Here is a 26,185-nt window from a genome sequence, read left to right on the forward strand (position 1 = left end):
CAGCCCAGAATCATCAGCGGCGGGGAACCGCAGCGCAGGGGCAGACCCAGGGAGGGACCGACCATCACCGGCTACGGGCCGTCGGATCCGGGCCTCGCCGACGCCTATGCCGTCGAGGACGAGGTGCTGCTGCGTGCCCGCAGGCAGTCCGAGCTGGCCACGGTGCGGCCGGTGTCGCCGGCCAGCGGCGCGGCGCTGCAGTTGCTGGCCGCCGCGCTCGACGCCCGGTCGGTGGCCGAGATCGGGACCGGCGCGGGCGTGTCGGGGATCTGCCTGCTGCGCGGCATGCGCCCGGACGGCATCCTCACCACCGTCGACGTCCAGCCCGGTCTGCAGCGGATGGCCCGGGAGATGTTCGCCGGCGCCGGCTTCGCCGCCAGCCGGGCCCGCTGCATCCCCGGCGCGGCGCTGGACGTCCTGCCGCGACTCGCCGACGGCCAGTACGACCTGGTCTTCTGCGACGGCGATCCGGCCGAGTCGCCGGAATATCTTGCTGAATCGTTGCGCCTACTGCGACCTGGGGGAATGGTCTGCTTCGAAGGCGCCGTCAGCGCCCTGGACACGGCGGTGTTCGAGGCGCAGAGCCATGCCGCGCGGGAGCTGGTGCGCACCGTCCGGGAGCACCGGGCCCTGCTGAGCGCGCTGCTGCCGGTCGGCGACGGGCTGCTCTGCGCGGTGCGCCGCTAGCCTGCTCGGGCCGGTCCCCCGGGAGCGCGCCGGTGCCGCGGAACGCAACTGTGGCCCTGGTTCCGTACCCACACCGGGTACGAGGCCAGAGCCACAGTCGCCTACACAGAGTCAAGGAGTCGTCAGCCGCAGGCCTTCTTCAGAGCCTCGCCGAGGGCGTCGGCCTCGTCCGGCGTCAGTTCGACCACCAGCCGTCCGCCGCCTTCGAGCGGTACTCGCATGACGATGCCCCGCCCCTCCTTGGTCACCTCGAGCGGGCCGTCGCCCGTCCGCGGCTTCATGGCCGCCATGCTCGTTCCCCTTCCTGCAACCTGCTCACCGACGCACCCACGGCCCGTCCACCGCAGGTATCGAACGCATTGATCGGAGTCCAGTATCCCGCATCGGAGGGCCCGATGACCAACATCACTGCTCTCTCCCGCCCCGGCCGACCCGCCGGGGCACTCCGAGCGCGTCGCCCGCCGTCACTCAGTTCCCTTGGCCCGGACGGCGCGCCCCGCTTCCGGCACGCGGTACGGACAACTCCGCCACGCCCTGAGACAGTGCCCTACGTCACATCCGCCAAGCGCCCGCAGATCCGTCATGCTGGCCTGGGACTACTGATCAGTAACGAGGAGATTCGCATGGCCGACACCGTGCTCTACGAGCTGCAGGACGGGCTCGCCACCGTCACCATCAACCGGCCCGAGGCGATGAACGCGCTCGACACCGCGACCAAGGTCGCCCTGCGGGACGCCATGGTCACCGCCAAGGAGGACCCCGCCGTCCGCGCGGTGCTGCTCACCGGCGCGGGCGACCGGGCCTTCTGCGTGGGCCAGGACCTCAAGGAGCACCTCGGCAAGCTGTCCGAGGCCCGCGAGTCGGGCCAGGGCCAGGCGCTCTCCACCGTGCACGAGCACTACAACCCGCTGGTCACCGCCATCGCCACGATGCCCAAGCCGGTGGTCGCCGCGATCAACGGGGTGGCCGCGGGCGCCGGTGCGGGCCTGGCCTGGGCCTGCGACTTCCGGATCCTGGCCGACCACGGCGGGTTCAACACCTCGTTCGCCGGCGTCGCGCTGACCGCCGACTCCGGGGCGTCCTGGACCCTGCCCCGGCTGGTCGGCCAGGCCAGGGCCGCCGAGCTGCTGATGTTCCCGCAGACCGTACCGGCGGCCGAGGCGCTGACGCTGGGCCTGGCGCACCGGGTGGTACCGGCCGCCGAGCTGGCCGCGACCGCGCTGGCCTTCGCCCGTACCCTCGCGGCCGGGCCGACCGTCGCCTACGCCGCGATCAAGGAGTCGCTGGCCTTCTCCTCCTCGCACTCGCTGGTCGAGACGCTGGAGAAGGAGGACGAGCTGCAGACCCGCGCGGGCGCCTCGGCGGACCACTGGATCGCGGTGCAGGCCTTCATCGCCAAGGAGAAGCCCAAGTACACCGGATCCTGAGCCATTGGAGCCTGAGCCATCGGGGCCTGAGTCACCGGGGCCTGAGTCACCGAAGCCCGAACCGCCGTCACGCGCCCCGGGCGTGACAGTCCGCCAGGTGGTCGTCGACCAGGCCGCAGGCCTGCATCAGCGCGTAGGCCGTGGTCGGGCCGACGAACCGGAAGCCGCGGCGCTTGAGCTCCTTGGCCAGCGCCGTGGACTCCGGGGTGACCGCGGGGACGTCGGCCAGGGTGCGCGGGGCCGGGCCCGGCTCCGGGGCGAACGACCAGACCAGCGTGTCCAGGCCGCCGTCCAGCGCCAGCACCGCCGTGGCGTTGGCGATGGCCGCCAGCACCTTGGCGCGGTTGCGGATGATGCCGGGGTCGGCCATCAGCCGCTCGATGTCGGCGTCCCCGTAGCGGGCCACCACGGCGGGGTCGAAGTCGGCGAAGGCCTTACGGAAGGTCTCCCGGCGGCGCAGGATGGTGATCCAGGACAGCCCGGACTGGAACGCCTCCAGGCACAGCCGCTCGTAGAGCGGCTGCTCGCCGTGGACCGGGCGGCCCCACTCCTCGTCGTGGTACGCCAGGTAGTCGGGCGCGGACAGCCCCCAGGGGCAGCGCAGCAGGCCGTCCGGGCCGGGCAGGGCCGCGCTCACCGGGGGTCCGTCCCGGCGTCGGTGACGTCCTCGGTGCCGGGCAGCACGTCCTGTCCCGGCGTCGCCGGGGGGCCGGACGCCGGCTCGAAGCCCATCCGCAGCGCCTCGAACACCGCGCTCGGCGGTGCCCCGGGCTCGGACGGCGCGGCGGCCAGCGCGGCGGAGAGGGCGGACTCCAGCTCGGCCAGCCGGATGTCACGGTGCGTCAGCTCCGCTCCGAGGCGGTCCAGCACGTCGTCCACCTCGTCCATCCGGTAGCCGCGCAGCGCCATCGGGAACCGCAGCGTGTCGACGTCCTCGCGGTGCAGCGGCCGGTGCAGCGGAAGGTGCGCGGCCAGCCGGTCCCGCTCGGCCTCCGGCAGGGCCCCGCCGCCGCCCAGCGCGACCAGCGCCGCCGCGCCGACGACCAGCACCATGACGACGACGATCAACCAGAACACAAGCCCCACCACTCCCGGCTCCCGGTGGGGGATCATGGAGACGCCCCACAGCGCCGCACCGACGGCGCTGGCCCCATCATGGCGTACGGACCTTGGAGGACGCATGGCTCTCGCGCTCGGACCGCGGGTTTTCGGTGAGGACGAGCCGGTGATCATGGCCATCGTCAACCGCACCCCGGACTCCTTCTTCGACCGGGGGGCGACCTTCGCCGACGACGCGGCCTTCGCCGCGGCGGAGCGGGCGGTGGCGGAGGGCGCGGCGATCCTGGACATCGGCGGGGTCAAGGCCGGACCGGGCGACGAGGTGACCACCGAGGAGGAGCTGCGCCGGATCGTGCCCTTCGTCGCGGAGCTGCGCAGGCGCCACCCGTCCACCGTGATCAGCGTGGACACCTGGCGGCACGAGGTCGGCGAGGCCGTCTGCGGGGTCGGCGCCGACCTGCTGAACGACGCCTGGGGCGGGGTCGACCCCCGGCTGGCCGAGGTCGCCGGCCGCTACGGCGTCGGCATCGTCTGCACCCACGCCGGCGGGGCGGAGCCGCGTACCCGGCCGCACCGGGTGGCCTACCCGGACGTGATGGGCGACATCCTGGAGCGGACCGTCGCCCTGGCCGAGCGCGCGGTGTCCCTGGGGGTCCCCAGGGACCGGGTGCTGATCGACCCGGGCCACGACTTCGGCAAGAACACCCGGCACTCGCTGGAGGCGACCCGGCGGCTGCCGGAGATGACGGCCACCGGCTGGCCGGTGCTGGTCTCGCTGTCCAACAAGGACTTCGTCGGCGAGACCCTGGACAAGCCGGTGGGCGAGCGGCTGCTGGGCACGCTGGCCACCACCGCGGTCTCGGCCTGGCTCGGTGCCCAGGTCTACCGGGTGCACCAGGTCGCCGAGACCAAGCAGGTCCTCGACATGGTCGCCGCCATCCGCGGCACCCGCCCCCCGGCGGTCGCCCGCCGCGGCCTGGCCTGACGGCGCGCCCGCACCCCGTGCGGGAGCCCCGGGGCGCGGTACGCCCCCGGGGCTCCCGCACGGCCGGGCTACTCCGGGTTGTGGGCGGGGTTCTGCACCCCGTTGCGGCGTGCGGCGTCGTCGAGGATCTTCATGGCCTCGTCGACCGAGTCGGTCAGCTGGATCAGCTCCAGGTCGGACGGCGAGGCCTTGCCCTCCCTGATCACGGTGTTGCGGACCCAGTCGACCAGGCCGGACCAGTAGTCCACGCCGAAGAGGATCACCGGGAACCGGGTCACCTTGTGCGTCTGCACCAGCGTCAGCGCCTCGAACAGCTCGTCCAGGGTGCCGAAGCCGCCCGGCAGCACCACGAAGCCCTGGGAGTACTTCACGAACATCGTCTTGCGGACGAAGAAGTACCGGAAGTTGAGTCCCAGGTCGACGTACTGGTTCAGCCCCTGCTCGAACGGCAGCTCGATGCCGAGGCCCACCGAGGTGCCCCCGGCCTCGTGCGCGCCCCGGTTCGCGGACTCCATCGCCCCCGGGCCGCCCCCGGTGATCACCGCATAGCCGGCCTCGACCAGGGCGCGTCCGATCTGCACCCCGGCGGCGTACTCCGCGGAGTCCACCGGCGTCCGGGCCGAGCCGAACACGCTGACGGCCGGCCCGAGCTCGGCCAGCGCGCCGAAACCCTCGACGAACTCGGACTGGATCCGCATGACCCGCCAGGGGTCGGTGTGCAGCCAGTCCGCGTTCTGCGCCGAGTCCAGCAGTCGCTGATCGGTGGTGCTGCTGTCGATCTGCTCACCGCGCAGCAGCACCGGGCCCCGGCGCTTCTCTGCGATCTTCTTCGGTTCAATCGTCATACCTACGGAGGGTACGACGGACGGATGACCGCCGGTGGGATCTCAGGTGACGGGCGTCAGTCCTGCAGCCAGGCCCGGATCCGCTTCTCGCACTCGGTGATCGCCGACAGCGAGCAGTGCTCCTCGCGGGTGTGGGCCAGGTTGGGGTCGCCGGGGCCGTAGTTGACCGCCGGAACGCCGAGCGCGGAGAACCGGGCCACGTCCGTCCAGCCGTACTTGGCCTGCGGGGTGGCCGAGGTGGCCTCGACGAACGCGGCGGCGGCCGGGTGCGAGAGCCCGGGCAGCGCGCCGGGGGCGGAGTCGGTGACGCGCACGTCGTAGCCCGCGAAGACCTCCCGGATGTGCGCCTCGGCCTGGGCCTCGTCGAGGTCGGGGGCGAAGCGGAAGTTGACCGTCACCGTGCAGGCGTCCGGGATGACGTTGCCGGCCACCCCGCCCTCGATCAGCACCGCGTTGAGACCCTCGTGGTACTCCAGGCCGTCGATCTCGACCAGCCTGGCCCGGTACCCCGCCAGCCGCTCCAGGATCGGGGCGGCCTTGTGGATGGCGTTGTCGCCGAGCCAGCTGCGGGCGGAGTGGGCCCGGTGGCCGCTGGTGCTGACGGTGGCCCGCATGGTGCCCTGGCAGCCGCCCTCGACCTGCGCGTTGCTGGGCTCCATCAGCACCGCGAAGTCCGCGGCGAGCCACTCGGGGTGGTTCCGGGCCAGCCGGCCGAGGCCGTTGCGGGTCGCCTCGACCTCCTCGCAGTCGTAGAAGACGAAGGTCAGGTCGCGGTTGGGGTCGGTCACACCGGCGGCGATCTTCAGCTGGACGGCGACCCCGGCCTTCATGTCGGAGGTGCCGCAGCCGTAGAGCAGGTCGCCGTCCAGCCGCGAGGGCAGGTTGTCGGCGATCGGCACGGTGTCCAGGTGGCCGGCCAGCAGTACCCGCTCGCCGCGGCCCAGCTGGGTGCGGGCGACGACGGCGTCGCCGTCCCGGTCCACGGTGAGGTGCGGCAGGGCCCGGAGGGCGGCCTCCACGGCGTCGGCGAGGGACCGCTCGTTCCCGCTCACGGAGGGCATGTCGACCAGCTGGGCGGTGAGCTCACCACCCGGCAGGGACAGGTCGAGGACCGCTCCGGGCGTCGTGGCGGAGTCGTTGGTGACGAGGCTGCGAGTCATGAGCAGCCAGGGTACGTGGTGCGCCGCACACCGGTGCCGAGAAACCGCGCCTGACGAGCCGGTCGTCGGACTCGGTAGGGTGCATCGAACACGCGAGGAGGAACCCGCCGGTGAGCCTGCAGGCGATGATGGACCAGCCCAGCCCGCCCTCTCGGAGGAGGCGCCGCGGGCGCCGTTTGGGGTGCCTCTCGTTCGCACTGATGCTGGCCGTGGTGGTCGGGGTCGGCGTGTACCTGGGCACGCACCGCGACCTGCTGCCGATCCCGGTACCCGAGGGCTGCACGGTCGACTCCGCGGACGGGACCATCGGCCTGTCGATCGAGCAGATGGACAACGCCGGCACCATCGCCGCCGTCGGCATGTCCCGCAGCCTGCCCGAGCGGGCGGTGACGATCTCGCTGGCCACCGCGATGCAGGAGTCCAAACTCATCAACCTGACCGGCGGCGACCGGGACTCGATCGGCCTGTTCCAGCAGCGCCCGTCGATGGGCTGGGGCACCCCGGACCAGATCGGCGACCCGGTCTACGCGACCAACAAGTTCCTGGACAAGCTGGTGCAGATCCAGGGCTACACCCAGCTGCCGCTGACGGTGGCGGCCCAGGACGTCCAGCACAGCGGCTTCCCGGACGCCTACGCCACGCACGAGACCGACGCCACGGTGCTGTCCGGCGCGCTCACCGGGCGGGTCCCGGCCGCGCTGAACTGCACGGTGAACAGTGTGGGAACAACCACCACCGGCTCCGTGAGCTCGGACGGGCTGCAGCCCGGGGCGAGCGCGGTGGTCCAGCGGATGCAGAAGGAGTTCGGCCGGGTGGTCGGCACGGTCCGGGCCGTCCCCAACGCCGACCCGACCGCGGCGGGAACGGCGGGGACCGGGACGGCGACGCCGGCCCGGTCGTCCTCGGCCACCCCGGCACCGGCCGGGCTGGCCCTGGACGTGACGCCGCGCGCCGGGACCGCGGCCGGCGGCTGGGCGATGGCCCAGTGGGCCGTGGCGCACTGCCAGGACCTGCACATCGCGGACGTGGAGTACGCCGGCAAGGCCTGGACCAGCAGCGACTCCACCAAGGGCTGGCAGGCCAGCACGGACGGCGCCCCGACCGGCTCGGTCCGGATCACCGTGGCGGGCCAGTAGCCCGGCGCCCTCGCGGCAGGCCTTCGCGGGCCTTCCCCGCCCGGGTTAACGACGGTGTGGCGGGTTGACCCGAACCGCCCTCGTTCGGCCCAGTGGCCCGCCGATTGCGAAGATCGCGTGTGCATGGCCGAAGGCCTGGAAACTCCGCGAGGAAACATTTCTGCACTGGCAGGGGAAATGTCCAGAATATGCAGATATTTCCCGAAAAAGATAATGCGATGCTTGGGAATTCTTTACCCGGGCCGACCGCAACCTTCTGGCTCCTGGAGCGGTATTCACCACGTCCGCCCGGCGGACTGGTCCTGTCCTCACCTCACTAGGAGCACCATGTCTCTCCCCCTCACGCGCCGGATCGTCCAGGCCGCGTTCATCGTCGCGGCCGGTGCGGTCCCCGCCGTCGCGGCGGGCGCGGCCTCCGCCATGCCGGCGCTGCCGGCGAGCGTCCCGGACCTGGGTGGGCTCAGCAGCCATCTCGACAGCGCCACCCTGGGCACCGGCGTCCAGGACGCCGCGCACCAGACCGGCATGCTGACCGGCGCCGGTGCCGCGAGCGCGGTGGGCACCGCGGTGCCCGGCGTCGCGGACACCACCGGCGGCGCGGCGGGCAAGGCCATCCCGGAGACCAACCAGCTGGCCGCCGCCACCACCGCGCAGCTGGCCGAGCTGGCGGGCTCCACCGCCAGCGCGACCGGCCCGCTGGCCGGCGCGACCGGCGGCGCGACCCGCGCGATGCCGTCCGCCCAGACGGCGAGCGGCGCGGTGCAGTCGTTCGCCCCGGAGGCCGTCCCGGCCACGGCCCCCGCCGCCGCGCCCGCCCCCGCGAGCGTGGTGCCGAACCTGCCGCTGAACTCCGCGCTTCCGGTGCAGTCGCTGCCGCTGGGCCAGGCCCAGTCCGCGCTGAACGGGGTCACCTCGGCGGCTGCCCCGGCCCCCGCGCAGCGCCTCGGCGGTCTGCCCGCTCTCGGCGGCAGCGGCGCGAGCGACCCGCTGAGCACCGTGACCCAGCTGCTGCCGCTCGGCGGCGGCCTCCCCGGTATCGGCTGAGAGCGGGCATCGGCTGAACGGACGAGGGGGTGGGGGGGGGGGGGGGGCCCCCCCCCCCCCCGGCCGGGGGGGGGGGGGGGGCCGGCCCCCCCCCCGGCGGCCCCGGGGGCGCCCCCCGGGCCCCGGGGGGGGGTGGGGGGGAGGGGCGCCCGCCCCGGGAGGACCCCCGGCCCCCTGGGCCGCCCCGGCGGGGGGGCCACCCCCTTGCGGGGGCGGGGGGGGGGGCGGGGGCGGGGGCGGGGGGGGGGGGGGCCCCGGCCCCCCCCCCACCCCCTCGTCCGTCTTGCCGCGTGCGGCCTGCCGCTCAGCCGGCGAGCCGCTGGACCGCCGCGCGGACCCGTTCGTCGGTGGCGGTGAAGGCGACCCGGACATGCGCCCGGCCCGCCTCGCCGTAGAACTCGCCCGGGGCCACCAGCACCCCGCGCTTGGCCAGGTCGGCGACGGTGTCCCAGCAGGGCTCGTCGCGGGTGGCCCAGAGGTAGAGGCTGGCCTCGGAGTGCTCGATCCGGAAGCCGTACGCCTCCAGCGCCCCGCGCAGCGCGGTACGGCGGCGGGCGTAGCGCTCGCGCTGCACGGCCACGTGCTCGCCGTCACCCAGCGCCGCGACGGTGGCCGCCTGCACCGGGGCGGGGACCATCAGGCCGCTGTGCTTGCGGATCTCCAGCAGCTCGCCCAGCACGGCCGGGTCGCCCACCAGGAACGCCGCCCGGTAGCCGGCCAGGTTGGACCGCTTGGACAGCGAGTGGACCGCCACCAGCCCCTCGTACGAGCCGCCGCAGACGTCCGGGTGCAGCACCGAGACCGGTTCGGCGTCCGGCTCCCAGCCCAGCTCCAGGTAGCACTCGTCGCTGACCACCAGCACCCCGTGCTCCCGCGCCCAGGCGACCGTGCGGCGCAGCTCGTCCACGCCGAGCACCCGTCCGGTGGGGTTGGACGGCGAGTTCAGCCAGAGCAGCCGCAGGCCGTCCGGGTCGAGCTCGCGGGGGTCGTCGTAGACCGCGTAGTCCGCGCGTGCGAGCCGGGCGCCGACCTCGTAGGTCGGGTAGGCCAGCCGCGGGTAACCGACCCGGTCACCGGGGCCCAGACCCAGCTGGGTGGGCAGCGAGGCGACCAGTTCCTTGGAGCCGACCAGCGGCAGCACATGGTGGTGCGTCAGGCCGCCTGCGCCCAGCCGCCGCTCCGCCCAGCCGACCAGGGCGTCGCGCAGCGCCGGGGTCCCCCAGACGGTCGGATAGCCGGGGCTGTCGGAGGCGGCCGCCAGGGCCGCCTGGACCAGCTCGGGCACCGGGTCCACCGGGGTGCCGACGGAGAGGTCCACGATGCCGTCCGGGTGGGCGGCGGCGGTGGCCTTGTAGGGCTCCAGCCGGTCCCAGGGGAAGGCGGGCAGCAGCCGGGAGACGCGGCGCGCCGCCCCTCCGGAGAGGGACGGCGCGGCGGCGGTGCTGTGGGGCACGTGGTTCACAGGACCAGGCCCGGAATCACTGGTTCTGCGGCGGGAGCGCCGCGATGAACGGGTGGTCCTTGTCGATCAGGCCGAGCTTGGAGGCACCGCCGGGCGAGCCGAGGTCGTCGAAGAAGTCGACGTTCGCCTTGTAGTAGTCCTTCCACTCGTCCGGGGTGTCGTCCTCGTAGAAGATGGCCTCGACCGGGCACACGGGCTCGCACGCACCGCAGTCCACGCACTCGTCGGGGTGGATGTACAAGGACCGCTTGCCCTCGTAGATGCAGTCGACGGGGCATTCCTCGATGCAGGCCTTGTCCTTCACGTCGACACAAGGCTGCGCGATGACGTAGGTCACGCTGACGTTCCTCCTCGTAGGGGCTGGCATTCGCGCAGGGAAGCGCGGCGTCGTCGATGCCCGCCCCTAGTATCGCCGTTTCAGGACGACGGTTGCACCGGAGGTAGCGGGTATGGCTGACAACACTATCGGACAAGGACGCTCGAAGATCCAGATCACCGCCGCTGACCTGGGCCGACGCGTTTCGGTGCGGCGAATTTCCGGGGTCGTCGAAGGCCGTCCGGAGTTCCGCGACGTGATCGGCGTGCTCACATCGTGGGACGAAGGGGTGCTCACCGTGGTGAATCGGGCCGGCGAGGAGGTCCACATCATGGAGAAGCTGCTGGTGGCGGGCAAGGCGGTGCCTCCGGCTCCGGTTCGCGCCGGGCGCGGGGCGGTGGCCGCGCACCGGGCGGTGGGCAGCGTGGAACTGCAGCGGATCGCCGGTCGCGGCTGGCCGCCGGTGGAGACCGCGCCGCTGGGCGGCTGGACCCTGCGGGCCTCGGCGGGCTTCACCCGGCGCGCCAACTCGGTGCTGGTGGACGGCGGCCCCGGACTGCCGCTGGAGCGGGCCCTGGAGCGGACCACCGAGTGGTACGCCGAGCGCGGCCTGTCGGCGTACCTGCAGCTCACCACCGGCGGCCCGGGCGGCGACACCGACGACTCCCTGGCCGCCGAACTGGCCGGGCGCGGCTGGACCGTCGAGGCGGAGGCGCTGCTGCAGACCGCGCCGCTGGCCCCGCTGGTGGGCTGCGCCCCGACCGACGCGGTCGTGCTGAGCCGGACCCCCGGGCCGGACTGGCTGGCGCGCTACCACCACTCCGCCGACCCGGCCACGGCCGGACCGGCACTGGCGGTGCTCTCCGGCGGACCGTCGGTCTGGTTCGCCGTCATCCCCGGCCCCGAGGGCGGTCCGGCGGGCGCCGCCGCGATCGGCCGCTGCGTGGTGGACGGCCGCTGGGCGGGCTTGGGCGCGGTCGAGGTCGCCCCCGAGCAGCGCCGCCGCGGGCTGGCCACGGCCGTCCTGGCGGCGCTCGCCAGGGCTGCCGCCGACGAGGGCGCGGACCTGGCATACCTGCAGGTGGAGGCGGACAACGAGGCCGCACTGAGGCTCTACGGGCGCTTCGGTTTCAGCACCCACCACCGCTACCACTACCGCCGCGCCCCGCAGCCGCCGGCGCGCTAGTCCACGCGGCGGACCGCGCGCCGCGGGCTGATGCCGCCGCACCCGTCCGCCGTCCGCATAGAATCCCCCGCGATGACCGAGGACAGCAGAGAGCGGTTCAGCGCCGAGGCTCGGGGCGCCGCGCCCGATCTCGCTCTGCTGTGCCTGCTGATGGGCTTCGAGGTGGACCTGGCCGTCCCGGACGCCGACGAGGCCGGTATCGACGCCTGCCTGGCGCCCGCGCGGCTGGCACTGGACCGGCTGGCGGCGCTGGCCGGGACCGCGCTGCGCGGCAGCGACAACCGCTCCCCCGCCGAGACCGCCGCGCTGCTGGCCGGCGCGCTGGCCGGGTCGGCGGACCTGCGCGGCGGGCCCGGCGTCTACCGGCGACTGGAGTCCTCGCTGCTGCACCAGGTGCTGCGCCGGGGACGCGGGCTGCCGATCACCGTCTCGGTGGTCTGGATCACCGTCGCCCGCATGCTCGACCTGCCCGTCTACGGGGTGGCCCTGCCGGGCCACTTCGTGGTCGGCGTGGGCGATCCGGACGGCGAGCATGTGCTCGCGGACCCGTTCCACGGCGGCCGGGTGCTGTCCTACCAGGACGCCGAGGCCATCACCGCCGAGGCGCGTGCTTTTGACCCCGGAGCCCGGCTGGCGCCCGAACTGCTGCGCCCCGCCGAACCGCTGGAGATGGTGCTGCGGGTGCTGGGCAACATCCGCAGCTGGGCGGCGGCCCGGCCGGAGCACGCCAGGACCCAGCTGTGGGCGACCGAGCTGTCGCTGCTGCTGCCCCGGCACCCGGCCCAGCTCCGGCTGGAGCGGGCCGAACTGATGGTGAAGACCGGCAGGTTCGTGGAGGGTGCGGCGGAGATGGACTCCTACGCGACGATCCTGGACGCCTTCGACCCGGAGTCGGCGGCCCGGGTCCGGCTGGAGGCCAAGGCCGCCCGGCACCGCCTCAACTGACCGGGCCGGGCCGGAACCGGGCAGACCAGGCCAGCCAGGCCGGCATCGAGCAGGCCGGACGACCCGGGTCGCCCGGCCTCAGCCGGAGCGCTCGCCGGCCCCGGCCAGCACCGGCTCCGAGCGGCGCCGCTGCGCCGGGATCCGTACCAGCATCGGCGAGGCGCGCCGCCTGCGGACCACCCGTACCAGCGCCGCGGCCAGCAGCAGCACTCCGAACAGCACATAGGGCGACGCCGGCGGCTGCTCCCAGGCGGGCAGCACCAGTGCCTCCCGGGGCGAGTGCGGCGCGATCCACATGCTGTAGCCGAGGAACACCGCCAGCGCCGCGGCCAGCAGCAGCCGCCAGCGCAGATGCCGCCGGGCGCGCGGGCGGCGGATCTCGGTCGCCGTCTCGGCGGCGAGCAGCACCAGCAGCGGTACGCACCAGACCCAGTGGTGGGTCCAGCTGATCGGGGAGATCAGCAACGCGGTGACCGCCGTGCAGACCACCCCCCAGGCCTCGGCGTGCGGGACGCAGCGGGCGGCCCGCGAGGTCCAGGCGGCGATGGAGAGACCGGCCACCGCGGTGACCGCCGCCAGCACCGCCCAGGACAGACCCGGGTCGGGCTCGTGCAGCAGCCTGGCCAGGGCGCCGCGCAGTGACTGGTTGTCGGAGATCTGGGTCACCCCGACCCGGTGCGAGTCGTAGAGGTAGTGCGTCCAGAAGCTCACCGAGGCGCCGGGGAGCGCGATCCAGCCGAGCAGCGCGGTGCCGAGGAAGCCGGCGAAGGAGACCAGCGCCGCCCGGGGGCGGCCGGTCAGCAGCAGGTAGACGCCGAAGACCCCGGGGGTGAGCTTGAGCCCGGTGGCGATGCCGATCAGCAGGCCCTTGCCGCGGGCGTGGTCCGGGCGGGTCAGGTCGGCCAGCACCAGGCAGGCGATGAGCAGGTTGATCTGCCCGTACTTGAGCGTGGTCCAGATCGGTTCCAGCCAGACCCCGGCGCCGACCAGCCCTATCACCGCGAGCGGTCGCACCGACCGGCGCGGCCAGTCCGCGAGCCGGAACGAGAGCCAGGCCAGCAGCCCCAGCAGTCCCAGATTGGCGCCGGTGACCAGGATCCGCAGCAGCCCGATCGAAAGGAACGATGTCGGCACGAACAGCAGGGCCGCGAAAGGCGGATAGGTGGCCGCGAGGTTGAAATGCGGAACGATCATGGTGTAAAGATTCTGGCCGTTTCGGACGGTGGCCCCCTCCGCCCGATAAACGATCATGTCGACCATGTCCACCCGGGTGGCGTGCCGCACCATCGCGTACATCGCCAGTGACATCGCCGCACCCGTGATGACCAGGGCATACACCGCGTAGGCGGGAATTCTCCGGCGCTTCACCGAGAGCAGTCCGACGCCTCGCCCTCTATTACCGAACTCTTTGCTTCGGCCGCTGGTCTGGCCTTTTACCGGCTCCAGTGCTGTCGCACCGGGTTTCTCGCGATCCACGACCCGTGCCCCCGCATCGTTTTGTGATCCGTCGTCCGCTGGATTCTAGACCAGCGGTCCCGGACGGCCCGGGCCGCGTTCAGAGCCAGCCCTTCTCGCGGGCGATCCGGACCGCCTCGGTGCGGTTGCGGGCGCCGGTCTTCTGGATGGCCGCCGACAGGTAGTTGCGCACCGTTCCCTCCGACAGGTGCAGCGCCTTCGCCACGTCCGTGTTGGCCGATCCGTCCGACGCCGCCGCGAGCACATCGCGTTCCCGCGAGGTCAGCGGGTTGGCGCCCTCGGCCAGCGCGGCCGCGGCCAGGGTCGGGTCGATCACCCGCTCGCCACGCAGCACCCGGCGTACCGCCTCCGCCAGCTGGGCCGCCGGGGCGTCCTTCACCAGGAACGCGTCCGCGCCGGCTTCCATGGCCCGGCGCAGATAGCCAGGCCGGCCGAACGTGGTGAGAATCACGATCCTGGTCGCCGGGCGCTTACGGTGCAGCTCCGCCGCGGCCTCGATCCCGGTCATTCCCGGCATCTCGATGTCCAGCAGCGCGACGTCGACCTCGTGCTCCAGCGCGGCCGCCACCACCTCGTCCCCCCGTGCCACCTGCGCGACGACGTCGATGTCACCCTCAAGCCCGAGCAGCGCGGCCAGCGCCTCCCGGACCATGCCCTGGTCTTCCGCCAGCAGAACTCTGATCACGTGTGCACGGTACCGGTCGCCGCCTCCGCCCGGTCGGGGGTGCGGCGCAGCGGCACCGAGGCGCAGAGCCGGAACCCGTGGTGCCGCGGGCCCGGGCCGGTCTCCAGCCGGCCGTCGGCGAGTTCGAGGCGCTCGGCGAGGCCGGTGAGGCCGTTTCCCGGGCTGGTGGAGCGACGGGGCCCGGCGCCGTCGTCGACGATCTCCAGCCGGAGCGAGCGGCGGCCGCCGTCCTCCAGGTACTCGGCCAGGCGGATGGTGCAGCGGTCGGCGCCGCTGTGCCGGACCACGTTGGTGACCGCCTCGCGCAGCGCCCAGCCGAGCGCGCCCTCCTCGTCCGGGCCCAGCCCCGGATGCGGGTCGGCGATGGTCGGGTCGGTGTCCGCCTCGATGTCGGCGGCGGCCAGCGCGGTGCGGGCGGCGGCGATCTCCACCGCCAGCTTGGGCCTGCGGTAGCCGCCGATGGCCTCGCGGACGTCGACCAGGGACTGCCGGCTGACCGTCTCGATGTCGGCCACCTGGGCCCGGGCCTCCTCGTAGCGCTCCTGGTCCAGGAAGCGCGAGGTGAGCTCGGACTTGAGGGTGATCAGCGAGAGCGAGTGGCCCAGCAGGTCGTGCAGGTCCCTGGCCATCCGCAGCCGCTCGTCGGAGGCGGCCAGCGCCGCCACCGCCTGCCGGGCCTCGCGCAGCTCCTGCATGGTGCGCACCAGCCGCTGCAGCCCGGTCATCCCGGCGCCGCCGAGGAAGGCGGAGACCGTGATCGGGATCAGCGCGGCCTCGTTGGTGTGCAGCAGCAGGCCGGTGACCACCACGGTCCCGGTCACCAGGCCGACCCCGTAGATGGCGAAGCGCGGGGGCAGTACCACCCCGGCCGCGACCGAGGTGTAGCTGAACAGCGCCAGCCAGTTGTCACTCAGCCCGAAGCAGCTGACCAGCGCGATCACCAGCATGGAGGCCAGCAGCACGCCGGCCGTCGGGCTCCAGCGGGCCACCTCCCCGGCGGCCTGGCGGCGCAGCACCAGGACGACGTAGCAGCCGAGGAAGGCCACCAGGCAGGTCCAGCCGGCCACCCGGGCGGCCAGGCTGTGCGGATTGACGATCAGATCGCTGACCGGATAGGCCAGGTAGATCATCCACAGCGACATCCAGCAGAGCTTCACGAACTGCTGGCGGCGGTTCTCCGGACGCATCCCGATCCGGATCTCACCGCCCCCGGACCCGCGCCCGGCCCGGGTACCGACGCCGGTCTCGCCGCCGCACAGGTCGTCCGTCGCGGACGGCTCCTGCCTCATCTCGTGGTCTCCCTTCGCACCGCGGTCGGGTCGTCAGGCCGCCTTGCGGTCCCGCTGGTACAGCCAGGCGGCCAGGGCGGCGAAGGCCACCAGGTACCCGGCCAGGCCGACGACCTGGGACAGCTGGGCCGTGGAGCCGGTCTCGATGACCTTGCCGAGCTGGTTGTAGAGGCCGACCGGAGTGTACTGGCCGATGCTCTGCATGGTGCCGGTGAGCGGGAACCAGGTACCGCCCAGGACCGCCATCAGCATGTAGCAGACCATCATCACCGGCTGCACCGAGTCGGGCGCGGCGGAGTAGCCGAGCGCCACACCCAGGGCCGAGAACACGAAGCTGCCGATCCAGATCGCGGCGACCAGGCCGATCCACTCGGTCGCGGAGAGCGAGACGCCTTCGGCGATCCCGGCCGCGAAGACCGCCAGGATGGCCAGCAGAGTGGCCGCGGAGGAGGCCAGGATCTTCGCGGTGACGTAGCCCCAGCCGGGCAGCGCGGTCAGCCGCAGCTGCCGGGTCCAGCCGCTCTTGCGCTCCAGCGAGATCCGCATCGCGGTGCTCAGCGCCGCGCCGACGGTGCCGAAGGTCGCCATCGAGACCATGAAGTAGGTCTTCGCCGACAGGCCCGGCGCCGGGGCGTTGTTCCCCCAGATCGAGACGAACATCAGGTACATCACGACCGGGTACAGCAGGGTGAAGAACAGGAAGCGCTTGTTGCGCAGGATCCGCAGGACCTCGACCTTGATCAGGGTGATCATCGTGCGTTCTCCTTCGCCAGCGCGGCGGACTCGTCGGCGGCGTCCTGCTCGCCGGTGATGGCGATGAAGGCCTGCTCCAGGCCCACGCCGGTGACTTCGAGGCCGCGCGGGTAGAACCCGGCGCGGTACAGCGCGGCGACGGTGGCGTCCGCGTCGTTGCTGCGGATCCGGACCGTGTGGCCGCTGACGTCCAGCCCGGACAGGGACGGCAGCCGGCTCAGCAGTCCCAGGTCGGGGACGCCGTCCTCCGGGTGCAGGTCGAAGGCGATCTTGCGCAGTCCGGCCCTGGCCTTGATCTCGGCGGCGGTGCCGTCGGCGATCAGGCGGCCCCGGTGCACCACCAGCACCCGGTCGGCGATGGAGTCCGCCTCCTCCAGGTAGTGGGTGGCGAAGAGCACCGTGCGGCCGGCGTCAGCCTGGGCGCGCATCACCGACCAGAAGGCCTGCCGGGCCGTCACGTCCATGCCGGTGGTGGGCTCGTCCAGGATGATCAGATCGCTGTCGCCGACGGTGGCGAGCGCGAAGCGGACCCGCTGCTCCTGGCCGCCGGAGAGCTTGTCGACCTTGCGGTCGGCGATGTCGGTGATCCCGGCGGTCTTCATGACGTCCTCGACGTCGTAGCCGCGCGGGTGGATGTCGCTGGCGAACTTCAGCATCTCGCGGACCTTGACGTCGGGCATCAGGCCGCCGCTCTGCAGCATCACCCCGACCCGGCCGTCCATGATGGCCTGCCGCGGGGTGCCGCCGAACAGGGTGATGCTGCCGGCGTCCGGGTCCTTCAGGCCGAGCAGCATGTCGATGCTGGTGGACTTGCCGGCACCGTTGGGGCCGAGGAAGGCGACGGTCTCCCCCGGGTGCAGGGTGAGGCTGATGTCGTTGACGGCCTTCACCGGGCCGAAGCTCTTGCTGACGTTGCGGAAGGCCGCGACCTCCCCGGAGCCGGGTCCCCTCAGACCCGCCCCCGTGACCTGCTCCACCGACGTGCTCATCGCCTGGCCTGCTCCCTGTCGTGCCGTTCCCGCTGACACCACCAAGACTGGCGGAGCGGCACACCCCCGGGGCAGTGCCGCGCCTCCTGACCGCGGCATGACGGATGTCATGGGCGGCACCGTGACGGCGCGGCACTTCCCCCCTGCCGGGATCCCCTCGGATCCCGGCAGATCCCCCCTCAGATCCCCAGGGACCGGCGCAGGAAGGCGACCTGAAGCAGCAGCAGGTTCTCCGCCACCTCCTCCTGCGGCGTCATATGGGTCACCCCGGACAGCGGCAGCAGCTCGTGCGGCCGTCCCGCGGCCAACAGCGCCGAGGACAGCCGCAGCGTGTGCGCGACCACCACGTTGTCGTCCGCGAGACCGTGGATCAGCTGCAGCGGGCGGGTCAGCTTCGGCGCGTCCGCCAGCAGCGAGTTCTCCGCGTACACCTCGGGACGCCGGTCCGGGTGGCCGAGGTAGCGCTCGGTGTAATGGGTGTCGTAGAGACGCCAGTCGGTCACCGGGGCGCCGGCCACGGCCGCGTGGAACACGTCCGGGCGGCGCAGCACCGCCAGCGCGGCCAGGTAGCCGCCGTAGGACCAGCCCCGGATGCCGACCCGGCCGAGGTCCAGCGGGTGCTCCTCGGCCAGCGCCTGCAGGGCCTCGACCTGGTCGTCCAGGGTGGCGCCGGCGAAGTCGAAGGCGATCGCCTTCTCCCAGCCGGGGCTGCGCCCCGGGGTGCCCCGGCCGTCCGCGACCACCACCGCGAAGCCCTGGTCGGCGAACCACTGCGAGGTGAGGTGGGCGTTCTGCGCGGCCAGCACCATCTGCCCGTGCGGGCCGCCGTAGGGGTTCATCAGCACCGGCAGCAGGCCGTCCCGGTCCCGGTCGTAGCCGGTCGGCAGCAGCACCGCGGCGGGGATGCGGCGCTTCCCGGCCAGGGTCAGCACCGGCCGGGCGGTGAGCACCGGGGTCTGCGCGAGCGAGGCGATCGTGATCGGCCCCGCACCGGCCCCGCCGCCCTCGCCGACCCCGCCGCCCTCGCCGCCCTCGCCGCCCTCGCCGCCCTCGCGGACCACGGTGACCCGCGGTCCCGGGCGGTCGAGCGCGGCGGCGGAGACCACGGTGACCGCCCCGGAGCGCACCGCCGAGTGGTACCCCGGCCGGTCGGTCACCCGGACCGGACCGGCGCCGGGGTCCTGATAGGAGATCCGGTACAGGTGCACCTCGCCCAGCTCCGGGTCGGCCGCCTGCTCGCCCGCCGCGGCGGAGACCAGCACGTCCTGCTCGCCCACGTCCAGCACGGCCCGCAACTGCAGCGCCGCCGTGCTCAGCACGGCGTCCCCCACTGCCAGCACCCGAGCGCCGTCGAGGTCCTCGATCCGGATCAGCCGCCCGTCCGGGGTCCAGGCCGGGACGCCCTGGTACGGCTCGACCCAGACCGGGTCCTGCTCGGTGTGCACGGTCGTGGTGCCACCGGTGTCGGGGTCCAGCGCCAGGGTGAGCTGCCTGCGCTGGTCCCTGGCCTGCACCAGCAGCAGCGGAGGCCCGCCCGCCGACCAGTGCACCCGGGCCAGGTACGGGTACGCCTCGCGGTCCCAGAGCGCCTCGACCCGGGAGCCGTCCAGGCCCAGCACGAAGAGCGTCACCTCGGCGTTGGCGGTGCCCGCCCGGGGGTAGGCGATCTCGGTGGCCGGGCGCTCGGGGTTCGCCGGGTCGGCGATCCACCAGCGCTGCACCGGGGTGGTGTCGGCCCGGGTGGCGAGCAGCCGGTCGCCCTCCGGGGCCCACCAGTAGCCGCGGCCGCGGTCCATCTCCTCCTGGGCGATGAACTCGGCCTGGCCCCAGGTCACCTCGCCGTCCTCGGCGCCGGAGGGACCCGCCAGGGCGCGGTCCCCGGTACCGTCCGCGCCGACGACCCGCAACTGGCCGTCGGCGGTCGCGTAGGCGATGTTGGCGCCGTCCGGCGAGGGGCGGGGGTCCAGCACCGACCCGCCGGCCTGCAGTTCACGGGTGCCGCCCCCGGCGTCCGCCGCCGCTCCGGTCAGCTCGGCCGTGAACAGCCGGCCGGACAGCGCGAAGGCCGCCAGCCGCACCTCGGCGTCGGTGGCGTAGCCGACGATGCCGGCCGACCCCTCCCGGCTGCGCTCGCGCCGGGCCCGCTCCTCGGCCGACAGTTCCTCCTCGCCGCTGTCGAGCAGCGTCGCCGGGTCGGCCGCGATCCGCTCCCCGGTTCGCCCGGACGGAGTATCGGCCGGTGGAAGATCCACCACTTGGAGCAGGTTCGCCCGTTCGGTCCCCCCGGCGGAGCGCAGGAAGACGACCCGGAGTCCGTCCGGGGACACCGTGAAGGAGCGGGGCGCACCCAGGGTGAAACGCAGGGTCCGGGAGTACTGGCGCGGGAAGCTGATCTCCGTGGTCATGACCCGACCCTAAGGGCACCCCGAGGCCCGTGGTGGGGCGCAAACGCACCTCGGCCCTCGCTCGCCCGTTCGGGCGCGTCCGCCGGTCGCCACGCCCGCGGACTTCGGCGGACATGTGCGCCCCGCTCATGCACCGATGCCCCGGCATATGCATGATGACGGAAAGTGACACCGTAGTCACTCGCCGGGTATCACCCAGGTGTACCGATACCCGCCCCGTCCTCCGGTGCGGCAGTCCCCGCCGTATCGCTGTCGAGAGGTGCGTCGCCGTGATTCTGCCCATTTCCGCCGCTGTCCTGATGCTGATCATCGTCATCCTGCTGATCAGGCGTTCCGGACTGAAGACCGTCCACGCCGTCACCTGCGCGCTGCTGGGCTTCTATCTCGCCTCCACCTCGATCGCGCAGCCGATCCACACCCTGACCACGAACGTGGCGGGGATGATCTCCGGTATCAAGCTCTGAGGCCCCGGACCGCAGCCGTTCGGCCGCCGCTCCCGGTGCCGACCGGCCGGCCGTCAGCGCCTCCCCGTACGCTGGCGCCATGACAGTCCTGCCTGACGCCCCCTCGGCGGCACGCCGCCTGCTGCTCGTCCACGCCCACCCCGACGACGAGTCCATCGGCAACGGCGCCACCATGGCCCGCTACGCCGCCGAGGGCGCCGACCGTTCCCTGGTCACCCTGGTCACCTGCACGCTGGGTGAGGAGGGCGAGGTCATCGGCGCCGAGCTGGCGCACCTCGCCGCCGACCGTGAGGACAGCCTCGGCGAGCACCGTGTCGGCGAGCTCGCGGCGGCCATGCGCGAGCTCGGGGTGACGGACCATCGCTTCCTGGGCGGGCCGGGCCGCTACCGCGACTCCGGGATGATGGGCGTGGACAGCAACCAGCGCCCCGACAGCTTCTGGCAGGCCGACCTGGACGAGGCGGCCGGCCATCTGGTCGGCGTGATCCGCGAGGTCCGCCCGCAGGTACTGGTCACCTACGACGAGAACGGCGGCTACGGCCACCCCGACCACATCCAGGCGCACCGGGTCGCGATGCGCGGCTACGAGCTGGCCGCCGACCCCGCGTTCCGGCCCGAGCTCGGCCCGGCACACGCCATCGCCAAGGTGTACTGGAACTGCGTGCCGCGCTCGGTGATCGAGGCCGGCTTCGCGGCCCTCCGCGCGGCCGGCAAGGAGTCCCCGTTCCCCGGCATCGCCAGTGCCGACGACGTACCCGGAGTGGTGGCCGACGCGGAGGTCGACGCCGCGGTCGACGGCAGCGCCTTCGTCGCGCGCAAGGCCGCCGCGATGCGCGCGCACGCCACCCAGATCGCGGTGGACGGCCCGTTCTTCGCGCTCTCCAACGACCTCGGCCAGCCGATGCCGGCCGTCGAGTACTACCGGCTGGTGCGCGGCGAGGCCGGGCCCCGGGGGGCCGACGGCCGGGAGCACGACCTCTTCGCCGGCCTGAACGGCACCGCTCCGGCCGGCACCGCACCCCTCGACGCCGCATCCGTCGGCACCGTTCCCGTCGGCACCGAAGGAGGTGTGGCGTGATGAGCACCCCTCAGGACCGGCCCCCGCAGCGGCCGGGGCGGGCGCACGTGCCCGCACCGCGCTCCGGCACCGGCGGTGTCCCGGTCGCCCCGGCCCGGCCAGGCCGGGCGGTGCGGATCGCCGCCTATCCGCTGCTCGCTGTGCTGGGCGTGCTGGTCGGACTGGCCGGCTGCTTCGTCCAGGGCCTCTGGTTCCCCGGTGGCCTGCTGCTCTCGCTCGGCGGCGCGGCGGCGCTGTTCTGCGGCGGCCGGCTGTTCACCGGCACCCGGGTGGGCGCGGCGCTGCCCGCCGTCGGCTGGTTCGCGGTGCTGCTGGTCGCCAACACCCAGCGTCCGGAGGGCGACTTCCTGCTCGCCGCGAACCTCGGCTCCTACGTCTTCCTGCTGGGCGGCATGGCCCTCGCGGTGCTGTGCGCGGCGATGCCCTCGCCGCTGCCGTTCCAGCTCGGCCGGGACACGGTCCCGGGTGACGCGGTACGGCGCTGACCCGGTAGGGTCCGTCCACCGCGGCAGGTGCCCGGGCGATGTGCCCAGGCACATACCCGGGCAAGGGGGACGACATCTGTTCACGGTGGGCGCACCGGAGCCGGGGCGACCCCAGTAAGGTGGTGCCGCAACACACGGGGGTGGTGTCGGCGGGGTGATCGAGCCCGTTGGCATCGGCCCCTTCAGGTGGCGGAAGCTCAGGTCTTTTCGAGTGCTGCCCGCCCACCGCGCCCCGGCGCGGGACCGACGATCCACAACCGCACCCTCGTCCCACAGGCGGCGGAGCGAACCGGAGCAGACGCAGTGAGCCGAGAATCTGACAATCCGTCGTCGAACCCTCCTCGCCCCGGCGCGGACGCCTACCCCTCGGGAACGCCCCCGTACGGGATTCCCAGCGACCCCTCGTTCTCCCGGGCCGGTCAGACGGGCCAGCCGCAGCAGCCGGGACAGCCCGGCCAGCCGCCGCGCCCCGCGCAGCCGCCGGCCGAGGAGACGCGTACCGAGACCACGCTGACGACCCGGATCCGGATCAACATCCCGGGCTCCCGTCCGATCCCGCCGGTGGTCGTGCGCAGCCCGATGCCCGGAGCCAACGGCGCCGAGACCGACCAGGACGGCGAGGCCGCCGGGCAGTCGGAGGCGTCCGCCCCCGGAGCGACCCGGCACCGGCACCGCTCGGACACCAGCAGCTCGCCGGTGCTCGGCGTGATGGAGTCCAGCAGCGGTACTCGCCCCTCGCTGCCGGACCTGCCCCCCGAGTGGCGTACCGACGGGGCCGCTCCGGCGTCCGCCGAGCCGGAGGCGCCCAGCACCTGGTTCGCCCCGCGCAAGAAGGCCCCCGTGGCCGCACCGGATCCCGCCCCGCAGCCGGGCGCTCAGCCCGGCACGCAGGCGGCTCCCGAACCGGCCCCCGAGCCGTACCGCTTCGGACCCACCGGCACCTCGCCCGAGCCCGCCCCGCGGCGCGCCTTCGAGCCACCGGCCTTCGAGCCGCCCGCCTTCGAGCCACCGGCCTTTGACCAGCGGAGCTTCGAGCAGCCGACGCCGCGTCAGCCCGGATACGAGCAGCCGACGTACGAGCAGCCCGGTTACGGCCAGCAGCCCTACGGCCGGCCGCCGTTCGAACAGCCGGGCTACGAGCGGCCGGCCCGCTCCCCCTTCGCTCCCCCGGTCGCGGCCGCCGCTCCGGCCGCGCCGCAGCCGGTCTACCAGCAGCAGCCCTACGGCCGGCCCGAGCAGCCGCCCGCCGCCGCAGCCCCCACCGCGCCGCCGGCCACCGCACCGCGACCGAAGCCGGCCGCGCGTCCCGCCGCCAACGGCAGCCGCCCGTCCGGGCTCAGCAGCGGCCTGGACTCCACCGCCGCGATGCCCTCGGTGCAGGCGTCACCGTCCGCGGCTCCGTCGGCCGCGCCCCCCGCGCCGCGTCCCTCGGCCGGTGACGGCTTCGCCGGCGGCACCGGCGGGGCGGGTGCGCCGCCGCGCAAGCCCCCGGCCGACGGCACCGCGGACGGCTCCGCCGCGACGTCCGGGGCCAAGGGCGCGACCAAGGGCACGACCAAGGCCAAGTCGGGCGGCCGTGCCCGGAAGCTCGCGGTCACCGGCATCGGCGTCCTGGTCATGATCTCCGGAGTGGCCTACGGGGCGGGCCTGATGCTCAATCAGTCCGACGTCCCCAAGGGCACCACCGTGCTCGGCCAGAACATCGGCGGGGACACCCGCGACGCCGCCGTGCACACCCTCGACGGCACCGTCGGCAAGCTCGCCAAGCTGCCGCTGCAACTGGTGGTCGGGGGCAGGACGGTACCGCTCGACCCCTCGGTGGCCGGGCTGACCATCGACACCAGCGCCACCGTGCAGAACGTCGCCCAGAAGAGCTACAACCCGGTCTCGGTGCTGGAGTCGCTGCGCGGCGGTGACCACCCGGCCGCCCCGGTGGTGCGGATCGACACCGACAAGCTGCGCTCCGCGCTGCAGCAGCTGGTCTCCGGCAGCGCCGGCGGCACCCGCGAGGGCAGCGTCCACTTCACCGCCGACGGCAGCGTGGTCACGGTGATGCCGCAGACCGGCCAGAGCCTGGACGTGGACGCCGCGATGACGCTGGTGGAGCAGGCCTACCAGAACCGCGCCGCGGGACGCCCGGACCAGCCGGTCACCATCCCGGTGACCACCGCCGCGCCCAAGGTCTCCGCCGCCGCGGTCACCGCTGCGGCCGACTCGATCGGCAAGTGGGCGATGAAGAACACCTTCACCATCAGGATCCACGGGGTCTCCTACTTCTACGGCAAGAAGACCTTCAGCAAGTCGCTGACCCTGCAACCGGACGCCAACGGCACGATGGTGCCGGTCTTCGACCTCGGGGCGCTGCAGAGCGCCTACGACTTCAAGAACGTCAAGATCAAGCACAACGGCACGCTCGGCCCGGTGACCCCGCAGGACATCGCCACCGCCCTGGTCCAGCTGCTGAGCAAGCCCGACGGCGACCACAGCATCACCCTCAGCTGACCCCGCTGACCCCGCTCGGCGCGCTGTCCGCCGGACAACGAGGCGCCCCCCGGACCAGGAAGGTCCGGGGGGCGCCTCGTTGCTACAACGGGTGCTGCTCAGCTCACTTGGTCCAGCCGACCTTGGTCCAGTCGGTGGTCTGGTTGCCGAAGGCACCGAAGTTGGCCAGACCGGCCTTCGCGGCGAAGATCTGCGGACGCTGGTAGAGCGGCAGGTTGACCGCCTCCTGCCAGATCATCGCGTCCGCGGCGTTGATGTCCGCGTAGTACTGGGTGGTGTCGGTGTCGCCACCGGCCTTGGCCAGCTGGGCGTCCAGCGCCGGCGAACCGAGCTGGGAGATGTTGGCGCCCGCGTTGCCCTTGTTCGGGGCCTGGTAGCTCGCCTCGGCGTTGTTCAGCGGCAGGAACGGCGGCAGCGCCGTGGCAGAGAAGATCGTCATGTCGAACTTCTCGGCGTTCAGGTCGTTGAAGAACTGCACGCCGTCCACGGAGTCGGTCGCCATCTTGACGCCGATGGCCTTGTACATGGCCGTCATCGCGGCGGCCTCCTGGGTGGCCACCGGGGTACCGGACGGGATCTTCAGCGTGAACGCCAGGTCCTGGCCGTTCTTCTGACGGAAGCCGTCGGAGCCCATCTTCCAGCCCGCCGCGTCCAGCTTGGCGCCGGCCGCGGTCTGGTCGAACTTGCCGAGGTCACCGGAGTTGTCCTGGTATCCGGCGGCGCTGGCGACCAGGAAGTGGTTGTTCAGCGGCTTGATGACCCAGGGCAGCGCGGACAGGTCGCCCTTGGCGATGGCGTTGCGGTCGATCGCCTGGAAGAGCGCCTGACGGACGTTGGGGTCGGTCAGGTTGGGGCTCTTGGCGTTGATCCAGGCCTGGCGCCAGTTGGAGCCGTAGGCCACCCTGATCGAGGTGTTCGCGACCTGCTTGGCCTGCTTGTAGATCTCGACGGACGGGCCGACGTCCTCGAAGTCGATCTCACCGGAGGCGAAGGCACCCGGGGTCGCGCTGGCGTCGAGGGTGATGAAGTGGATGGTGCTCAGCACCGGCTTGGCACCCCACCAGTTGGGGTCGGCCACCTCGGTGACGACCTTGGTGGTCGGGTTCATCGACTGCACCTTGAACGGACCGCCGGTGACCGGGATCTTGTTCTTGTAGGAGTTCTCCCAGCCGTCGACCGTGCCGATCTGGGACGCCGGGTAGAACGGGAAGAACAGACCCTTCCACTCCGAGTAGGGGCTGCTGTACGTGACCACGGCCTCGTACTGGTCCTTGCCCTGCGTCACCGAGGCGATCTGCGAGTAGCCCGCGGTGCTGGTCGCGTTGATCTTCGGGTTGGTGCCGTTCTGCATCAGCGCGTTCGCCTGGAAGTCCTTCCAGGTGATCGGCGTGCCGTCGGACCAGTGGGCCTTCGGGTTGATGTCGTAGGTGGTGACCTGCTTGCCACCCACGGTCGCCACGGTGGCGCTGGTCAGGTAGTCCGGGTTCGCCGAGAAGGTACCCGCGGCGTCCGTGGTGAACAGCTGCGGCAGCAGCGGACCCTCGGTGTCGGCGATCGACGCCTCGTTCTGGGACTCGGCGTTGTTCGAGTTCCACTGCGTGGAGTACTGGTCGACCGCGTAGTTGAACGTGCCGCCCTGCTTGAGGGTGGTCGAGTCAACCGGGTTGATGTCGTTGTCCGTGGACTTCTTCGCCACGGCAGGCGCGGCGGACTTGCCGCTGCTGCTGCAGGCCGAGGCGCTGAGGACAAGACCGGCGGACAGGGCGACGGCTGTCGCCAGCTTGACGGTGTTACGGGACAAGGCGGG

25 protein-coding genes are annotated in these 26,185 nt (G+C 73.1%); 11 read left to right on the forward strand and 14 right to left on the reverse strand.

Features of this window, described 5'->3' with window-relative positions; genetic code table 11:
- The first annotated feature begins 12 nt into the window (after window positions 1-12).
- Window positions 13-687, forward strand: coding sequence for an O-methyltransferase (locus ABH925_RS11055; protein ID WP_370147442.1), 675 nt, complete (start codon window positions 13-15; stop codon window positions 685-687).
- A gap of 122 nt (window positions 688-809) precedes the next feature.
- Here the strand turns inward: ABH925_RS11055 and ABH925_RS11060 are convergent, their stop codons facing one another.
- Window positions 810-977, reverse strand: a complete 168-nt coding sequence (locus ABH925_RS11060) for a DUF3117 domain-containing protein (RefSeq protein ID WP_107101321.1) — start codon at window positions 975-977, stop codon at window positions 810-812.
- Between the two features lie 333 nt (window positions 978-1,310).
- Here ABH925_RS11060 and ABH925_RS11065 point away from each other — a divergent pair, with 333 nt between their 5' ends.
- A complete protein-coding gene (locus ABH925_RS11065; RefSeq protein WP_370147196.1) occupies window positions 1,311-2,114 on the forward strand; it encodes an enoyl-CoA hydratase-related protein in 804 nt (267 codons plus the stop codon).
- A gap of 67 nt (window positions 2,115-2,181) precedes the next feature.
- On the opposite strand, the gene ABH925_RS11070 is transcribed toward ABH925_RS11065, so the two are convergent.
- A complete protein-coding gene (locus ABH925_RS11070; protein ID WP_370147197.1) occupies window positions 2,182-2,751 on the reverse strand; it encodes a DNA-3-methyladenine glycosylase I in 570 nt (189 codons plus the stop codon).
- Complete coding sequence (locus ABH925_RS11075) at window positions 2,748-3,203, reverse strand: DivIVA domain-containing protein (protein ID WP_370147198.1); 456 nt, start codon at window positions 3,201-3,203, stop codon at window positions 2,748-2,750. Before ABH925_RS11075 ends, ABH925_RS11070 begins: the two co-directional genes overlap by 4 nt.
- A 91-nt stretch (window positions 3,204-3,294) precedes the next feature.
- Here ABH925_RS11075 and folP point away from each other — a divergent pair, with 91 nt between their 5' ends.
- Window positions 3,295-4,158 (forward strand): dihydropteroate synthase, encoded by an 864-nt coding sequence (folP, locus tag ABH925_RS11080; RefSeq protein ID WP_370147199.1) that lies wholly within the window; start codon window positions 3,295-3,297, stop codon window positions 4,156-4,158.
- A 68-nt stretch (window positions 4,159-4,226) separates the two neighbouring features.
- On the opposite strand, the gene ABH925_RS11085 is transcribed toward folP, so the two are convergent.
- Window positions 4,227-5,003 carry a TIGR00730 family Rossman fold protein gene (locus tag ABH925_RS11085; RefSeq protein WP_370147200.1) on the reverse strand — a complete coding sequence of 259 codons (777 nt, stop codon included), beginning with the start codon at window positions 5,001-5,003 and terminating at the stop codon, window positions 4,227-4,229.
- Between the two features lie 56 nt (window positions 5,004-5,059).
- Complete coding sequence (gene dapE, locus ABH925_RS11090; protein ID WP_370147201.1) at window positions 5,060-6,163, reverse strand: succinyl-diaminopimelate desuccinylase; 1,104 nt, start codon at window positions 6,161-6,163, stop codon at window positions 5,060-5,062.
- 200 nt (window positions 6,164-6,363) lie between these two features.
- Here dapE and ABH925_RS11095 point away from each other — a divergent pair, with 200 nt between their 5' ends.
- Both ABH925_RS11095 and ABH925_RS11100 read left to right on the forward strand, forming a co-directional pair.
- Window positions 6,364-7,299, forward strand: a complete 936-nt coding sequence (locus ABH925_RS11095) for a hypothetical protein (protein ID WP_370147202.1) — start codon at window positions 6,364-6,366, stop codon at window positions 7,297-7,299.
- A gap of 327 nt (window positions 7,300-7,626) precedes the next feature.
- A complete protein-coding gene (locus tag ABH925_RS11100; RefSeq protein ID WP_370147203.1) occupies window positions 7,627-8,343 on the forward strand; it encodes a hypothetical protein in 717 nt (238 codons plus the stop codon).
- Between the two features lie 304 nt (window positions 8,344-8,647).
- Here the strand turns inward: ABH925_RS11100 and dapC are convergent, their stop codons facing one another.
- Both dapC and fdxA read right to left on the reverse strand, forming a co-directional pair.
- Window positions 8,648-9,733 carry a succinyldiaminopimelate transaminase gene (gene dapC, locus ABH925_RS11105; protein WP_370147443.1) on the reverse strand — a complete coding sequence of 362 codons (1,086 nt, stop codon included), beginning with the start codon at window positions 9,731-9,733 and terminating at the stop codon, window positions 8,648-8,650.
- 88 nt (window positions 9,734-9,821) lie between these two features.
- Window positions 9,822-10,142, reverse strand: a complete 321-nt coding sequence (gene fdxA, locus ABH925_RS11110; protein ID WP_370147204.1) for a ferredoxin — start codon at window positions 10,140-10,142, stop codon at window positions 9,822-9,824.
- A gap of 112 nt (window positions 10,143-10,254) precedes the next feature.
- Between fdxA and ABH925_RS11115 the strand changes: the two genes are divergently transcribed.
- Entirely contained in the window at window positions 10,255-11,307 is a 1,053-nt protein-coding gene (locus tag ABH925_RS11115) for a GNAT family N-acetyltransferase (protein WP_370147205.1), read from the forward strand.
- A gap of 72 nt (window positions 11,308-11,379) precedes the next feature.
- Complete coding sequence (locus ABH925_RS11120; RefSeq protein ID WP_370147206.1) at window positions 11,380-12,252, forward strand: transglutaminase family protein; 873 nt, start codon at window positions 11,380-11,382, stop codon at window positions 12,250-12,252.
- A gap of 78 nt (window positions 12,253-12,330) precedes the next feature.
- Here the strand turns inward: ABH925_RS11120 and ABH925_RS11125 are convergent, their stop codons facing one another.
- The 6 genes from ABH925_RS11125 to ABH925_RS11150 all read right to left on the reverse strand — a co-directional run bounded on the left by ABH925_RS11125 (window position 12,331) and on the right by ABH925_RS11150 (window position 19,849).
- Window positions 12,331-13,728: a glycosyltransferase 87 family protein gene (locus tag ABH925_RS11125; protein ID WP_370147207.1), complete on the reverse strand. Its 1,398-nt coding sequence runs from the start codon at window positions 13,726-13,728 to the stop codon at window positions 12,331-12,333.
- Window positions 13,729-13,807: 79 nt separating this feature from the next.
- Window positions 13,808-14,380, reverse strand: coding sequence for a response regulator (locus ABH925_RS11130; RefSeq protein WP_370147444.1), 573 nt, complete (start codon window positions 14,378-14,380; stop codon window positions 13,808-13,810).
- Window positions 14,381-14,409: 29 nt separating this feature from the next.
- Window positions 14,410-15,702, reverse strand: coding sequence for a sensor histidine kinase (locus ABH925_RS11135; RefSeq protein WP_370147208.1), 1,293 nt, complete (start codon window positions 15,700-15,702; stop codon window positions 14,410-14,412).
- 33 nt (window positions 15,703-15,735) lie between these two features.
- Window positions 15,736-16,455 carry an ABC transporter permease gene (locus ABH925_RS11140; protein ID WP_370147209.1) on the reverse strand — a complete coding sequence of 240 codons (720 nt, stop codon included), beginning with the start codon at window positions 16,453-16,455 and terminating at the stop codon, window positions 15,736-15,738.
- Complete coding sequence (locus ABH925_RS11145) at window positions 16,452-17,444, reverse strand: ABC transporter ATP-binding protein (RefSeq protein WP_370147210.1); 993 nt, start codon at window positions 17,442-17,444, stop codon at window positions 16,452-16,454. Before ABH925_RS11145 ends, ABH925_RS11140 begins: the two co-directional genes overlap by 4 nt.
- 179 nt (window positions 17,445-17,623) lie before the next feature.
- The gene (locus tag ABH925_RS11150) at window positions 17,624-19,849 is read right to left on the reverse strand and encodes an alpha/beta fold hydrolase (RefSeq protein WP_370147211.1); all 2,226 of its coding nucleotides are present in this window, start codon (window positions 19,847-19,849) and stop codon (window positions 17,624-17,626) included.
- A gap of 269 nt (window positions 19,850-20,118) precedes the next feature.
- Between ABH925_RS11150 and ABH925_RS11155 the strand changes: the two genes are divergently transcribed.
- From ABH925_RS11155 to ABH925_RS11170, 4 genes are all read left to right on the forward strand, one after another.
- Entirely contained in the window at window positions 20,119-20,313 is a 195-nt protein-coding gene (locus tag ABH925_RS11155; protein ID WP_370147212.1) for a hypothetical protein, read from the forward strand.
- A 79-nt stretch (window positions 20,314-20,392) separates the two neighbouring features.
- The gene (gene mshB, locus ABH925_RS11160; RefSeq protein WP_370147213.1) at window positions 20,393-21,391 is read left to right on the forward strand and encodes an N-acetyl-1-D-myo-inositol-2-amino-2-deoxy-alpha-D-glucopyranoside deacetylase; all 999 of its coding nucleotides are present in this window, start codon (window positions 20,393-20,395) and stop codon (window positions 21,389-21,391) included.
- A complete protein-coding gene (locus ABH925_RS11165; RefSeq protein ID WP_370147214.1) occupies window positions 21,391-21,876 on the forward strand; it encodes a DUF6113 family protein in 486 nt (161 codons plus the stop codon). The genes mshB and ABH925_RS11165 overlap by 1 nt, the downstream gene beginning before the upstream one ends.
- 303 nt (window positions 21,877-22,179) lie before the next feature.
- Window positions 22,180-24,378 (forward strand): hypothetical protein, encoded by a 2,199-nt coding sequence (locus ABH925_RS11170; RefSeq protein ID WP_370147215.1) that lies wholly within the window; start codon window positions 22,180-22,182, stop codon window positions 24,376-24,378.
- Between the two features lie 103 nt (window positions 24,379-24,481).
- Here ABH925_RS11170 and ABH925_RS11175 read toward each other — a convergent pair whose 3' ends face one another.
- Complete coding sequence (locus tag ABH925_RS11175; protein WP_370147217.1) at window positions 24,482-26,179, reverse strand: ABC transporter family substrate-binding protein; 1,698 nt, start codon at window positions 26,177-26,179, stop codon at window positions 24,482-24,484.
- Between the last annotated feature and the right edge of the window lie 6 nt (window positions 26,180-26,185).

It is taken from the genome of Streptacidiphilus sp. EB129, from assembly GCF_041262645.1.
Taxonomy (GTDB): Bacteria; Actinomycetota; Actinomycetes; order Streptomycetales; family Streptomycetaceae; genus Streptacidiphilus.